Source organism: Bradyrhizobium sp. USDA 4461 (assembly GCF_054055655.1).
In genome coordinates this window covers 961,042-973,893 of record NZ_JBSRXM010000001.1, presented here as the reverse complement: position 1 = coordinate 973,893, position 12,852 = coordinate 961,042, and the positions used below count along the sequence as shown (strand labels likewise).

General features: G+C 64.6%; 16 protein-coding genes. 9 read left to right on the top strand and 7 right to left on the bottom strand.

The genetic code is table 11. From position 1 onward, the window contains the following. Nucleotides 1-2: 2 nt before the first annotated feature. The 3 genes from ACVINW_RS04660 to ACVINW_RS04650 all read left to right on the top strand — a co-directional run bounded on the left by ACVINW_RS04660 (nt 3) and on the right by ACVINW_RS04650 (nt 3,105). Nucleotides 3-602, top strand: coding sequence for a 3-keto-disaccharide hydrolase (locus tag ACVINW_RS04660; protein WP_456750220.1), 600 nt, complete (start codon nt 3-5; stop codon nt 600-602). A gap of 338 nt (nt 603-940) precedes the next feature. Next, nucleotides 941-1,888 (top strand): hypothetical protein, encoded by a 948-nt coding sequence (locus ACVINW_RS04655; protein ID WP_456750219.1) that lies wholly within the window; start codon nt 941-943, stop codon nt 1,886-1,888. Between the two features lie 26 nt (nt 1,889-1,914). Then, the gene (locus tag ACVINW_RS04650; protein WP_456750218.1) at nt 1,915-3,105 is read left to right on the top strand and encodes a GNAT family N-acetyltransferase; all 1,191 of its coding nucleotides are present in this window, start codon (nt 1,915-1,917) and stop codon (nt 3,103-3,105) included. Between the two features lie 188 nt (nt 3,106-3,293). On the opposite strand, the gene wrbA is transcribed toward ACVINW_RS04650, so the two are convergent. From wrbA to ACVINW_RS04635, 3 genes are all read right to left on the bottom strand, one after another. Beyond that, a complete protein-coding gene (gene wrbA / locus ACVINW_RS04645) occupies nt 3,294-3,893 on the bottom strand; it encodes an NAD(P)H:quinone oxidoreductase (RefSeq protein WP_456750217.1) in 600 nt (199 codons plus the stop codon). A gap of 84 nt (nt 3,894-3,977) precedes the next feature. After that, complete coding sequence (locus ACVINW_RS04640) at nt 3,978-4,676, bottom strand: pirin family protein (RefSeq protein ID WP_456750216.1); 699 nt, start codon at nt 4,674-4,676, stop codon at nt 3,978-3,980. A 66-nt stretch (nt 4,677-4,742) separates the two neighbouring features. Further along, nucleotides 4,743-5,495, bottom strand: a complete 753-nt coding sequence (locus ACVINW_RS04635) for an SDR family NAD(P)-dependent oxidoreductase (protein WP_456750215.1) — start codon at nt 5,493-5,495, stop codon at nt 4,743-4,745. Between the two features lie 115 nt (nt 5,496-5,610). On the opposite strand from ACVINW_RS04635, the gene ACVINW_RS04630 reads away from it, so the two are divergent. Together ACVINW_RS04630 and ACVINW_RS04625 are read left to right on the top strand one after the other, a co-directional pair. Then, nucleotides 5,611-6,525 (top strand): LysR family transcriptional regulator, encoded by a 915-nt coding sequence (locus ACVINW_RS04630; RefSeq protein ID WP_456750214.1) that lies wholly within the window; start codon nt 5,611-5,613, stop codon nt 6,523-6,525. Between the two features lie 175 nt (nt 6,526-6,700). Beyond that, the gene (locus tag ACVINW_RS04625; protein WP_456750213.1) at nt 6,701-7,063 is read left to right on the top strand and encodes a hypothetical protein; all 363 of its coding nucleotides are present in this window, start codon (nt 6,701-6,703) and stop codon (nt 7,061-7,063) included. A gap of 97 nt (nt 7,064-7,160) precedes the next feature. Here ACVINW_RS04625 and ACVINW_RS04620 read toward each other — a convergent pair whose 3' ends face one another. The 3 genes from ACVINW_RS04620 to ACVINW_RS04610 form a co-directional block, all read right to left on the bottom strand. Continuing rightward, on the bottom strand, nt 7,161-7,652 hold the full coding sequence (locus tag ACVINW_RS04620) for a YbaK/EbsC family protein (protein WP_456750212.1): 492 nt from the start codon (nt 7,650-7,652) through the stop codon (nt 7,161-7,163). 5 nt (nt 7,653-7,657) lie between these two features. Continuing rightward, entirely contained in the window at nt 7,658-8,401 is a 744-nt protein-coding gene (locus ACVINW_RS04615) for a haloacid dehalogenase type II (protein WP_456750211.1), read from the bottom strand. Between the two features lie 63 nt (nt 8,402-8,464). Beyond that, on the bottom strand, nt 8,465-9,349 hold the full coding sequence (locus tag ACVINW_RS04610; protein WP_456750210.1) for an amidohydrolase family protein: 885 nt from the start codon (nt 9,347-9,349) through the stop codon (nt 8,465-8,467). Between the two features lie 469 nt (nt 9,350-9,818). On the opposite strand from ACVINW_RS04610, the gene ykgO reads away from it, so the two are divergent. After that, entirely contained in the window at nt 9,819-9,944 is a 126-nt protein-coding gene (gene ykgO / locus ACVINW_RS04605; RefSeq protein ID WP_002718645.1) for a type B 50S ribosomal protein L36, read from the top strand. A 96-nt stretch (nt 9,945-10,040) separates the two neighbouring features. Then, nucleotides 10,041-10,709, top strand: coding sequence for a tetratricopeptide repeat protein (locus ACVINW_RS04600; protein WP_456750209.1), 669 nt, complete (start codon nt 10,041-10,043; stop codon nt 10,707-10,709). An 89-nt stretch (nt 10,710-10,798) separates the two neighbouring features. On the opposite strand, the gene ACVINW_RS04595 is transcribed toward ACVINW_RS04600, so the two are convergent. Then, nucleotides 10,799-10,975: a hypothetical protein gene (locus ACVINW_RS04595; protein WP_456750208.1), complete on the bottom strand. Its 177-nt coding sequence runs from the start codon at nt 10,973-10,975 to the stop codon at nt 10,799-10,801. A 325-nt stretch (nt 10,976-11,300) separates the two neighbouring features. Between ACVINW_RS04595 and ACVINW_RS04590 the strand changes: the two genes are divergently transcribed. Together ACVINW_RS04590 and ACVINW_RS04585 are read left to right on the top strand one after the other, a co-directional pair. Further along, nucleotides 11,301-11,738 carry a translation initiation factor 2 gene (locus tag ACVINW_RS04590; RefSeq protein WP_456750207.1) on the top strand — a complete coding sequence of 146 codons (438 nt, stop codon included), beginning with the start codon at nt 11,301-11,303 and terminating at the stop codon, nt 11,736-11,738. Between the two features lie 111 nt (nt 11,739-11,849). Continuing rightward, complete coding sequence (locus tag ACVINW_RS04585; RefSeq protein WP_456750206.1) at nt 11,850-12,806, top strand: alpha/beta fold hydrolase; 957 nt, start codon at nt 11,850-11,852, stop codon at nt 12,804-12,806. Nucleotides 12,807-12,852: the final 46 nt, after the last annotated feature.

Here is a 12,852-nt window from a genome sequence, read left to right as displayed (position 1 = left end):
CCTTGAAGAAGCAACTGTCGATACTGGCGGCGGGACTCGTGATCGGTGCGGCCGCGCTGCAATTCTCGACCACCGCATCGGGAGACGACGGCTGGGTCACGCTGCTCGACAGCTCCAAGAAGGGCGACTGGGACGAGGTCGGCAAGGCCAATTGGGCGATGAAGGATGGCGCGCTGGTCGCCGACAAGCTCGAGGGCAAGGATCTCTCCTATCTCGTCAGCAAGACCCAATACAAGGACTTCCAGATCCGTGCCGAGTTCTGGACCGACGAGGACGCTAACAGCGGCGTCTTCATCCGCTGCGAAGGCAACAAGATGATCGACTCCAAGGTCTGCTACGAGGTCAACATCTTCGACAAGCGGCCGGACCCGACCTACGGTACCGGCGCCATCGTCGATGTCGGCAAGGTCGATCCGATGCCGAAGGCCGCCGGCAAGTGGAACGTCTATGAGATCACGGCGCAGGGGCCGCATTTCGTCGTGACGTTGAACGGTCAGAAGACCGTCGATGCGCAGGACTCCAAGCACGCGAGCGGCTACATCGCACTCCAATATGGGTCCGGCGTGGTCAAGTTCCGCAAGGTCCAGATCAAGCCGCTCTGACGGTACGCGTTCGAGCGGGGCCCGGTCGCGGCGCGGCCGGGCCTTCTTGCGTCTGGTGCGCTGTCGATCGGTGGCCTTCGGACGCCGCGGTGCATATGCGGTCCGGCGCCGAGGAACAGCGCACCATATCGGCGTGGTTCACTCATTCAGTCCTCTCGGCTCCGGCGGCCGGCTCCGGAAACGTCGCGGTTAGCCATATCGGCCAGACGTTAGCGTTGGTAGCCCCGCGCGCATACGCGGCGGCACCGTTCTTGCCAATCCCTGCCCAAGAGCTGCCCGCTCGTCCCGGAACGGGACATCGGATGAAGCGAAACGGCGCAGCAGCCGGGAACGCGACCATGACGACAGGCAAGATCTTCGCGAATTGGGATGACAACCATTCGAGGCTCTGGAGCCATCAGCCGATCCGGCTCGAGCACACCATGCACCAGCTGCCGGCGTTCTCGATGGACGATCTCGCTAAGCTGATCGAGCATTATCCGCGCGAGCATTACAGCCTGGTCAAGATCGGCGCCAAGGGCTCGAGCCGGGGCTGGCGCGAGGGTGAGATCGGCAGGCTGCGTGGTCACCAGGTGATCGAGGCGATTTCGCGCGGCGGCCTTTGGCTCAACCTGCGCAACGTCACCGCGGTCGATCGCCGCTATCGCGACATGATCGAGCGGATGTTCGGTGAGATCGCAGAAAAGGTCCCCGGCTTCGATGCGCCGACCTATCGGGCCGGCATCCTGATTTCCTCGCCCGATGCGCAGGTCGATTACCACGCCGATCTGCCGGGGCAGGGCCTGGTCCAGATCTCCGGCCGCAAGCGGGTCTACGTCTATCCCAACACGCAGCCGTTCATCCGCCCCGAGCATCTCGAGAACATCGCGCTGTTCGATGTCGAGGTCGCTATCCCCTACGAGCCCTGGTACGACTGGCACGCCCGGGTGATCGATCTCGAGCCCGGTCAGATGCTGAACTGGCCGCTGAATGCGCCGCATCGCGTCGACAATCTCGACACCGTCAATATCTCGATGACGATCTCCTATGTGAACGACGACATCCGCCGCGCCCAGATCCTGCATCTCGCCAACGGCATGCTGCGGCATCGCTTCGGCTATGCGCCGCGCAGCCGCAGCATGCGCGGTCCGACCTTCTTCGCCAAGCAGGTGATGCAGAAGCTGCTGCGCGACAGCAAATGGGTGAAGCGCGAGCGCGCGGTGCGTCGTCCGATCGACTTCCGGCTCGACGAAAGCGATCTCGGCAAGATCGTCGACTTGCCCAAGGCGGCGTTGGAGGCCGCGTGAGCGAGCTGCCGGTTGCAGGTGCTGACATGACGATCTTGACGACAGCGGTTGAGAAATTCGGGGCGCGGGTCGCTAGCTATGCGGTCGGCTATCGCGTCGAACTGGTTTCCGATTGGGCGCAGGCCGCCGCTCGCTGGGGTGCATTCGAACCGCTGACCGCGTTCCAGCATCCGCAATGGTATGCGTCGTGGTACCGGGCCTTCGCGTCGACCGACGGGGTCGAGCCGCTGATCGCCGTCGTCGGCGATGCCGCAACCGGTGAACGCGCTGCGCTGCTGCCGCTGATCCGGCATCGGCAGGGCGGCCTCCGCATCGTCGAATTCGCCGATCTCAACCTCACCGATTTCAACGCGCCGCTGCTCGGCCCGGCCGCACCGCGCGACGACGTCGCTGCTTGGCAGTTCTGGCGCGACCTGCAGGCCGCGCTGCGCCAGGCGCCCGGCGGTGCCGATCTCGTCCGTTTTCGCAAGATGCCGCTCAAGCTCGCGAGCCGTGCCAATCCGCTGGCACGGCTCGACGATGTCGGACCGTCGGTCGTCAACGGCAATTGCCTGACCATCGGCGACGATCACGACGCCTGGCGCGACGGGCTGGACCGCAAGGTTCGCAAGGAGCTGGGACGGACCTGGCGCGTATTCACGCGTGAACCGTCGGCGACGTTCAGGGTTGCCGCGGATACCGAGGAGGCGCTGCGGCTGCTGTCCAGCACGGAAGTGCAGCAGGGCGCGCGGCTGAACGGTCTCGGCCTCAATTACGTGCTCGACAATGCCGACTGCACCGCCTTCTATCGCGACCTCGTGCGCGAAGGCAGCGGCCGCGGCTATGCGGTGATGACCGCGCTCACCACGAGCGACGCGGTGGTGGCGACGCTGCTCGGCATCCGCACCGGTTCGCGCTACGTCATGATCCGCATCAGCAATGCCGGCGAGAAATGGTCGGCGTGCTCGCCGGGCCGGCTGATCATCGACCGCACCATCGCAGCGCTGCACAAGGACGGTGTGCGGGAGTTCGAGTTCTCGATCGGCAATTACAGCTACAAGCGGCGGTTCGGACCGCAGCGCACGCCGCTAGTCGATCTCGGCGCGGCCCTGAGCTGGCGCGGCCAGCCCCATGCGCTGCGCGACCGCGCCGTGCTGGCGCTGCGTCACTATCCTAGACTCTCAGCCCGGCTGAAGCAGGCGCTCGGCAAGGCGACGCCGACGCGCGAAGAGGATTGAGTTCCGGAATTGCTACGGTCGTAGTTGTGGAGGGTGGGCAAAGCGCTGGCATGCCCACCATCGCCAGCACACTTTGAGTGGTGGGCACGGCGCTTCGCGCCTTTGCCCACACTAGGCAGGACGGCATCCTTCAACCGAGCAATGCAGTCCCTCGCACGCTGTATCAGCCGTGCCACTTGGCGCTTGGCTCAGCCATGCAGCTTCTTCGCCGTCTCCGCGATCGCGCGGCCCTGGTAACGGGCGCCGGCGAGTTCGTTTTCGCCGGGCTGGCGGCTGCCGTCGCCGCCGGTGATGGTGGTAGCGCCATAGGGTGCGCCGCCGGTGACCTCCTCGAGCTTCATCTGGCCGGCAAAGCCGTAGTTCAACCCCACTACGGTCATGCCGAAATGCAGCAGGTTGGTGATGATCGAGAACAGCGTAGTCTCCTGGCCGCCATGCTGGGTCGCGCTCGAGGTGAAGGCACCGCCGACCTTGCCGTTCAGCGCGCCCCTGGCCCAGAGGCCGCCGGCCTGGTCGAGGAAGTTGGCCATCTGCGAGGACATCCGGCCGAAGCGGGTGCCGGTACCGACGATAACGGCGTCGTAGTTGGCGAGATCATCAATCTTGGCAATCGGCGCGGCCTGGTCGAGCTTGTAGTGCGAGGCTTTCGCGACTTCGGCCGGCACCAGCTCGGGCACGCGCTTGATGTCGACGGTGGCACCGGCTTCGCGGGCGCCTTCCGCGACGGCATTCGCCATCGCTTCGATGTGACCGTAGGCGGAGTAATAGAGGACGAGAACCTTGGCCATGATGGCCTCCTTGGTTGAGTAGATGGAGAAGCGTTGGGGGAGAGGCATGCGCGGATGTTCTTCCGCGCATGCAAGGTGAGGTGATCAGGCCGCGTCGACCAGGACGAGCTCGGTATCCTCGAGCGCGGTGATCTTCAGCTTGGCCTCGTCGCGGATCGCAGCACCGTCGCGGGCATTGACGCGGACGCCGTTGACCTCGACGCTGCCGGCCGCCGGCACCAGATAGAGGTGACGGGTCTTGTCGGCGGAATATTCCGCGCTCTCGCCGGCCTTCAGCGTGGTGGCGAGCACCCGCGCATTGGCGCGGATCGGCAGCGCATCATTGTCGCCGTCGATCCCGGAAGCGATGGTGACGAGCTTGCCGGAGCGGTCCGCCTTCGGGAACGGCTTGGAGCCCCAGGTCGGGTGACCGCCCTTCGTCGTCGGCTCGATCCAGATCTGGAAGATCTTGGTCTTGGACGGCTCCAGATTGTACTCGGAGTGGCGGATGCCGCTGCCGGCGCTCATCACCTGCACGTCACCGGCTTCGGTGCGTCCCTTGTTGCCGAGCGAGTCCTGATGCGTGATCGCGCCTTCACGGACATAGGTGATGATCTCCATGTTGGCATGCGGATGTGCCGGGAAGCCCGAGTTGGGTGCGATCTCGTCGTCGTTCCACACCCGCAACGCGCCGTGGTTGACATTGGCGGGATCGTAGTAGCTCGCGAACGAGAAGTGGTGCTTGGCCTTCAGCCAGCCGTGGTCGGCGCCGCCAAGTTCTGCGAATGGTTTCAGTTCGATCATGGTCATTCCCCTTGATGTCGGTGTTGAGCGGTAGCCGGGCGTCCACGCTCGGCGTTGGTGTTGCGATCAGGCGCCGAAGCCGCCGTCGACGTTGAGCACGGTGCCGGTCACGAAGGAGGCTTCCGGGCTTGCCAGGAACACGACGCCGGCTGCGACTTCCTCCGGGCGGCCGAAGCGTTGCAGTGCGTGCTGCAAGCGTTGCGTCTCGGCAAACTCGCCGCCGTCCTTCGGGTTCATATCGGTGTCGATCGAGCCGGGCTGCACCACATTCACGGTGATGCCGCGCGGTCCGAGGTCGCGCGCCGCGCCCTTGGTGTAGCCGACGACCGCCGCCTTGCTGGCGACGTAGTCGGCAAGCCCCGGGAACGAGGCGCGATCGGCCAGCATGGAGCCGACGGTGACGATGCGCCCGCCTTCAACCATCAGCTTCGATGCAGCGCGGATCGCGGTGATCACGCCATCGACGTTGATCGCTTCCTGGCGCGCAAGCGTCGCGGTGTCGGCCTTCGGGTCGTCGACCGCGCCGCCGGTTGCGACGCCAGCGTTGTTGACCAGGATGTCGAGCCGGCCAAAATCCTTGGCGACACTTTTCACCAGCTGATCGACGTCGGCTGACGAAGCCTGGTCGGCCTTGTAGGCGCGGGCATTGACGCCCTTGCCCTTCAATTCGGCGACGACGGCTTCCGCCTTCTCGGGAGAGGCGACATAGCTGATCGCGACGTTGGCACCTTCCGCGGCGAGCGCACGGGCGCTGGCGGCCCCGATGCCGCGCGAACCGCCGGTGACGAGAGCAACCTTGCCTGAGAGCTTCTTGGTCATCGGATTTCTCCATCGAGTGGTTTTGATGGCACTTGGATATGCCTCCGGCTGTGGTATAGAAATAGAAACTATCGAAACTCATTGTTTCCAAATTGGATGAGCGGGGACAGCGGCCATGTCGAAACTGCCGGACTTCGAGGCGCTCGCGATCTTCGCAAAAGTCGTGGAACTACGGTCGTTTGCAGCGGCGGCGACCGAGCTCTCGCTGTCCAAGGCTACGGTGTCGAAGGCGGTCAGCCGACTGGAGGAGCGGCTCGGGGCGCGGCTGTTTAACCGCACCTCACGGCGACTGGCGTTGACGGATGCCGGCCAGAAATTGTCGGAGCGCGCCGCGCGGCTGCTGGCCGATGGTGAGGCCGCGGAGAACGAGGCGCTGGCGCAATCGACCACGCCGCGCGGCCTGGTGCGGCTCGCAGTGCCGATGAGCTTCGGCATCAAGACGGTGGCGCCGCTGCTGCCGGAATTCATGGAGGCCTATCCGGAGGTCGCGATCGATCTGCATCTGAGCGACGCCACCGTCGATCTGATCGGCGAAGGCTTTGACGCCGGCCTGCGCATCGCGCGGCTACCGGATTCCTCGCTGATCGCCCGGCGGCTGTGCGGCATGCCGCGCTACACGGTGGCGGCGCCGTCCTACCTGAAGCGCTACGGCCGGCCGACCCATCCGATGCATCTCGCCGAGCACAAATGCTTCGGCTACGCCTACCTCTCCACCCAGGGTGCCTGGCACTACACCAACGCGGCCGGCGAGCAGGCCAGTGTGCGTCCGGCCGGCCAGCTGCGGGTCAACAATGGCGAGGCCGTGATGCCGGCGCTGCTCGCCGGCCTCGGCATCGCCGATCTGCCGGACTTCATCGTCGGCGATGCGATCGCGCGCGGCGAGGTCGAGGTGATCCTGAAAGGCTGGAAGCAGCCCGAGGCCGCCGTCCATCTGGTCACGCCGCCCGGCGGCCCGCGCCCCGCCCGCGTCGAGGTGCTCGCGGATTTCCTCGCCAGCCGTTTCGCCAAGGGGAAGAAGCGCGGATCGTAGTACGTCGTCTCGGATCGATCGAAGACCGGTGCCGGGAACTTGGTTCCGGCGCGATCGGCCTTCACATTTAGTTGTCCGTGCGAACGATCCTTGGCCGCATTCATTTGCGAGGTTGACGCAAATCGCCGTGCGGAACCCGCGCGTGCGTGGACCGAATCAAACAAGGGCATTGGGCATGCAGAGGCAGCGGATTGTGCTGAGCTTGGCGATGGCGATTGGCGGCGCTGGCGCTATGGCGCCTGCGTTGTCGCAGGAGTATCGCGGCACATGGGAACAGCAGATGGCGTGCACGCCCGACGTAATGCGCTTGTGCAGCGATCAGATTCCCGACACCAACCGGATCGTCGCCTGCCTGCGGCAGAACACGGCGCTGCTCGGCAGTTCGTGCCGTGCGGTGTTCGAGTCGAATGCGCAACAACAGGCGCAAACCCAGGGGCGCGCACCCCGGCCGCAGATGCAGCAGCGGCCGCGCGCGCCGCAGCAGATGCAGCCGGCCCCGGTCACTCCGCCGCGGTCGCCCTATGATGACGAAGACTAGAGCATGATCCGGAAAAGTGCGAAGCGGTTTTCCGAAAAGATCATGCTCAAACAAGCAGCTAAAGCGCGATGATGATTCAACCCGATCTCATCGCGCTTTAGGGCGCGGGACTGACTTCCGTCTGGGGCCGGACCTCGCAGACATCGACCCATTCGGCCGATGTCAATTCCGCCATCCGGTCCGGCGTGATGCGCACCGCGCTGTGCGTCGAGCCCGCGGCCGGCACCACGACGTCGAATGCTTTCAGCGACACGTCGCAATAGACCGGCAGCGGCGACTTCAGTCCGAACGGGCAGACCCCGCCGACTTCGTGGCCGGTGATGTCGGCGACCTCCTCGAGGCCGAGCATCTTCGGCTTGCCGCCGAACACGGCCTTCACCTTCTTGTTGTCCATTCGCGACGTGCCGGCGGCGACGATCAGCACCACGCGGTCGCCGACCCGCAGGCTCAGCGTCTTGGCGATCCGCGCCGGCTCGACGCCATAGGCTTCCGCCGCCAGCGCGACGGTCGCGGAACTCACGGCAGATTCGATCACGGTGATATCGGGCGCCTTGTCGGCGAAGAAGGCGCGGACGGACTCAAGACTCATTCTATTCAGGACCTTGCAGATACCAACGCGGGAAGCTCGGCAAGACCGTGGATCCGGTGATCGGGCACGACGCCGAGCTCATCCATCTGGGTACGCAGCGCCTTGAACATCGTCAATGGGGCGATCGTCTCGCTTTCGACGCAGGCCAGCGCCATCGCCTCCGGCGTCACCCGTTCGATCCAGGCGACGGTGAGGCCAAACGCCTTGGCGCCACAGGCGTCCCACGGATTGGAGGAAATGAACAGCACCTCCGCCGGCGGCACCTTCAATACCTCCTCGATCAGCGTGTAGGCTTCGGGCGCCGGCTTGAACACCTTGTGCGCGTCGACGCTGATGGTCGCATCGAGCAGCCGGTCGAGCCCCGAATTGCGCACCAGCGCATTCAGCATGTCAGGGCTGCCGTTGGAGAGGATCGCGAGCTTCTTGTCCTTCATCGCCTCGAGCGCGGCGACGGCATCCGGATACAACGCGAGGTGCTGATACTTGTCGATGATGCGAGCGAAGGTCGCTTCGTCATATTGCAGGCCAAGGCTGCGCAGCGTGTAGGCGAGGGAGGCGCGGGTGACGGCGGCGAAATCCTGGTAGCGCCGCATCAGCGTGCGCAGCCAGGAATATTCGAGCTGCTTGATGCGCCAGACCTGGGTGATGATGTCGCCATAACCGGGGAACGCATCTTCGGTGATTTCGGCCACCGACTGGATGTCATAGAGCGTGCCATAGGCATCGAAGACGATTGCCTTGATGGTCATTGTCATTCCCCTTCGTCCCGACCGCCGCGCGATCGGGACGCCGAGGGCGGTGCAGAGACCGCCTTATATACCCAAAATCTTGCGCGCGTTGGCCTTCAGCACCTTGGGGCGGATCTCCTCGCGGATGTCTAGCTTGGCGAAGTCGGCAAGCCAGCGGTCCGGCGTGATGACAGGCCAGTCGGAGCCGAACAGCATCTTGTCCTGCAGGATCGAGTTGATGTAGCGCACCAGGATCGGCGGGAAATATTTCGGCGACCAGCCGGACAGGTCGATATAGACGTTCGGCTTGTGGGTCGCGACCGACAGCGCCTCTTCCTGCCAGGGGAAGGAGGGATGCGCGAGGATGATCTTGAGGTCGGGAAAATCCGCCGCGACGTCGTCCATGTACATCGGGTTGGAATATTTCAGCCGCATCCCCATGCCGCCGGGCATGCCCGAGCCGACGCCGGTCTGGCCGGTGTGGAACAGCGCTATCGCGCCGCCGTCATTGATCGCCTCATAGAGCGGATAGGCCATGCGGTCGTTGGCATAGAAGCCCTGCATGGTCGGATGGAATTTGAAGCCGCGGACGCCGTAGTCCTCGATCAGCCTGCGCGCCTCGCGGACGCCGAGCTTGCCCTTGTGCGGGTCGATCGAGACGAACGGAATCAGCACGTCGAGATGATCGGAGGCGACTTCGAGCATCTCGTGATTGTTGTAGCGGCGGAAACCGGTTTCGCGTTCGGCATCGACCGGGAAGATCACCGCGGCGATGTTCTTGGAGCGGTAGTAGGCCGCGGTCTCCGGCACGGTCGGCGGATGCTTGTGCGGCGATTTGAAGTAATCAGCCATCTGCACCTGGAAGTCGTCATAGCCGTCGTCGCCATGCATGCCGCACGGCTCCTCGGCATGGGTGTGGATGTCGATCGCTGTGACTTTTTCAATGTCGGGCAGTTTGAGCTTGGGCATTCGGCTTCCCCGCGCGGCGTGTTTGTTGGTGATGGAAAATAATTATACTATATAACGATCTGCGCAAGCGCTCTGGCGCCGACGGCGCGAGCGCGGCCTGAGCCGAATTCGGTCGGCAAGTCCCGATTGGACGGCGGATGGGGCCTGACACAAAGGCCGCGGGACGATTCGCTGCCGGTGAATACCGTCATCCAGCGTGACCGTCTGGCGGGGCATTGGTCTGGATCATTGCCGCGGTCGCCATTTCCGAAGCGATCTCAAGGGCGTGGTCGGGCGATCCGTGCAGGTTCCAGGCTCGGACAGGCCTGAAAGTGGGCCCGTCTCGGTTGACATTTAGCGGTCCGATGGCTTAGAACCCGGCCGTCCCGGGCGGCAGGCCGCTTGTCGGGATAAATCCCATTTTGCCAGCTATTGGCATCGATCAGGTACGGCCTCCAACACGGGCCTTTCGAAGTAACAGGATTGTCCCATGAAGGTCCGTAACTCGCTGAAGTCGCTGCGCGGCCGCCATCGCAACAACCGTCTGGTCCGTCGCAAGGGCCGCGTCTACGTGATCAACAAGGTCCAGCGCCGCTTCAAGGCGCGCCAGGGCTGATTGCGCGCGGATCGGCGGCTGATCCCGATCCATCCTTCACAGGTCTTTGACGCCGCGCTGCTTTGCAGTGCGGCTTTGTGCGTCTAGACTTCGGCCATGGGATATTTCCTCGGGCTTCCCCACCGCCGGTTCGCGATCCTGATCGCAGCCCTTCTGGCCGGACCTGTTTTGACCTTGCCTGTCGCGGCCGCCGCGCAGGACGATCCGCGGGTGGTCCCGCCGCCGAAAGCGCAGAAGAAACTGCCGGAAGCTCCGACCAAGCTGCCGAAGGTACCGGCCGACCGCACCCGTGGGCTGGATTTCCTGTTCGGCGCGCTGAAGGCGGCACCCGACGAGGACAGCGCCCGCCATGTCGAGGCGCGGATCTGGGCGCTGTGGCTGCAAACCCCGAGCGATACCGCGGCGCTGTTGATGGTACGGGCCAAGGCCGCGCTCGACGCCCAGAATATCGATGTCGCGCTGAAGCTGCTGGATGCCGTGATCAAGCTCCGGCCCGACTATGTCGAGGCCTGGAACCGGCGCGCGACGATCTACTACCTCAAGAACGACTACGTTCGTTCTCTGGGAGATCTACAGCAGGTGTTGACCCGTGAGCCCCGCCATTTCGGCGCGCTGGCGGGCGTCGGCATGATCATGCAGGACATGGGTGACGACAAGCGGGCACTGGACGCCTTCCGCAAGGCGCTGGCGGTCGATCCCTACCTCGAGAAGGTGCCACAGATCGTCAAGCAACTGACCGAGAAGGTCGAGGGCCGCGACATCTGATTGCATGCGATTGATCGCGATCGCGGTCGAATTGCCGCGAGGGGGCACGCGGCTCGCGAGCTTGCTCGCGGTACGGCCCGGCGAGGAGACTAGTGCAGGAGCTTGCCGCGGGACGCGCTGTCCTGGGCGATGGCAGCATAGAATTGCTGAAGCTCCGCCTCCAGGTGCTCGTTCACGAGCAACAGGGCTTTCAGGGCGCCGCGCAGGTCGCCGTTACAGCTCGCCACGATCTGGTCGATGGCCGCATCGCTAGGGTCGGAAATCATGGTACTCCTCCGATTACTTCCCGTTGAACTCGTCTTCCCGTTGAACTCGACGTGCGGACGCCGGGTTCCTGTGAATTCCGTGCAAAAGCCAAGGCCTGTTCCGGTCGCGTCGCAGGTTTCGATGAAGCCGCGCGACTGATGGCGAAATTGCCACCAGCAAACGATGGAATTACTAATGACGCAGGGTTGAACCCGCTATCCACAGGCCAAGCGCATTGTGGACAAGTGCGTTCTAAGCCCGGCTGAACCTTATCATTAGGCTAAAGGTTGATTGCCCTCGTCCACAAGTTGCGACACAACGCAGCCGGCTGGGGAAGACATTTTTATGAAATCGATTGTTGCTGCGACGCTTTGCGTCGCATTGGGCGGCTGCGCGTCCGTGACGCGCGGCACCACTGAAACCATTTCCATTGCATCGACACCGGCAGGCGCGACAGCTGATATCGCAGGATTGGATATACCGACCGCCTGCGTCACGCCGTGCGCGATCCAGGCCAAGCGCAACGCCGACATCGTCGTGACGATCAGCAAGGACGGCTATCAATCGCAGATCATTCCCCTGACCAAGGACATCAGCGGATCCGGCGGCGCCGGGTTCGCCGGCAATCTGCTGCTGGGTGGCGTCGTCGGCATGGGCGTCGACGCAGCGACCGGGGCGGCGCTCGATCACAAGCCCAATCCGGTGATTGTGACGTTGCAACCGACGACGCCTCCGCCGCCCCCACCGCGGCCGCCGCGACGTCGGGAGAAGCCCGTCTCGTAAGCGCGAACTTCGCGCGCTGTTGGACTTCGCGCCGCAAAGCGCGCTAGCATTGAAACCGACGCGCATCTCCGCCGTAGCTCCGCGGTGCGCAAGCCCATTCGGATCGTCTTGATGCTCGCTTTGATCGTCGTGCTGGCGGTGGCCGGGCTGGCGCTGGCGACACAGCTCGGCGTTCAGCTGATCCAGCGCGCCTTTCCGCCACACGGCCGCATCATCGAGGTGTCCGGCGCGCGGCTGCATGTGGTCGAGCTCGGGCCGCGCGATGCCGCGGAGCCGCCGATCGTGATGCTGCATGGCGCAAGCTCCAACCTCCGTGCGATGCAGCCGCTCGGCGTCCAGATCGCCAAGACGCGTCGGGTGATCCTGATCGACCGGCCGGGCCATGGCTGGAGCACGCGCAACCGCGTCGCGGATTCGACGCCCGCGATCCAGGGCCGCATGATCGTGGAGGCGCTGACCAAGATCGGCGTCAGCAGGGCGATCGTGGTGGCGCATTCCTGGGCCGGTGCGCTCGCCCTGCGCATCGCGCTCGATCATCCGGACCGCGTCGCGGGCCTCGTGCTGCTCGCCCCCGTCGCCTATCCGTGGCGCGGCGGCGCCGGCCGCTATAATGACGTGATCTCGACGCCGCTGATCGGCCCGTTGCTTGCGCACACGATCACGCTGCCGCTGGGCTGTCTCGTTGTCGATTCGGGTGCGCGCGGCGTATTCGCGCCGCAGCCGATGCCGGTCGATTTCATCAGCGACAGCGCGACATTGCTCTTGCTGCGCCCGCGCGAGTTCACCGCCAACGCGCGCGATCTGGTCACCTTGAAGGCCGCCGTCGTCGAACAGGCCCCGCGCTACGCGGAGCTCAAGATGCCGGTCACGATCATCTCCGGCGACGTCGACAAGACGGTCTCGACCGGCATCCATTCCCGGCCGCTCGCTGCCACCGCGCCGAACGCTGGGCTGATCGTGCTGCCCGATGTCGGCCACATGGTGCAGTACGCCGCGCCCGATCTGGTGGCATCCGAGATCGAGGCGATGGCCGAGCGGATGACGCCGCAGATGGTGACGGCGCAATAGCGGTCAGCCGTCTTCGAGCCGCGCGAATGTGATCCGGCAAGGCTTG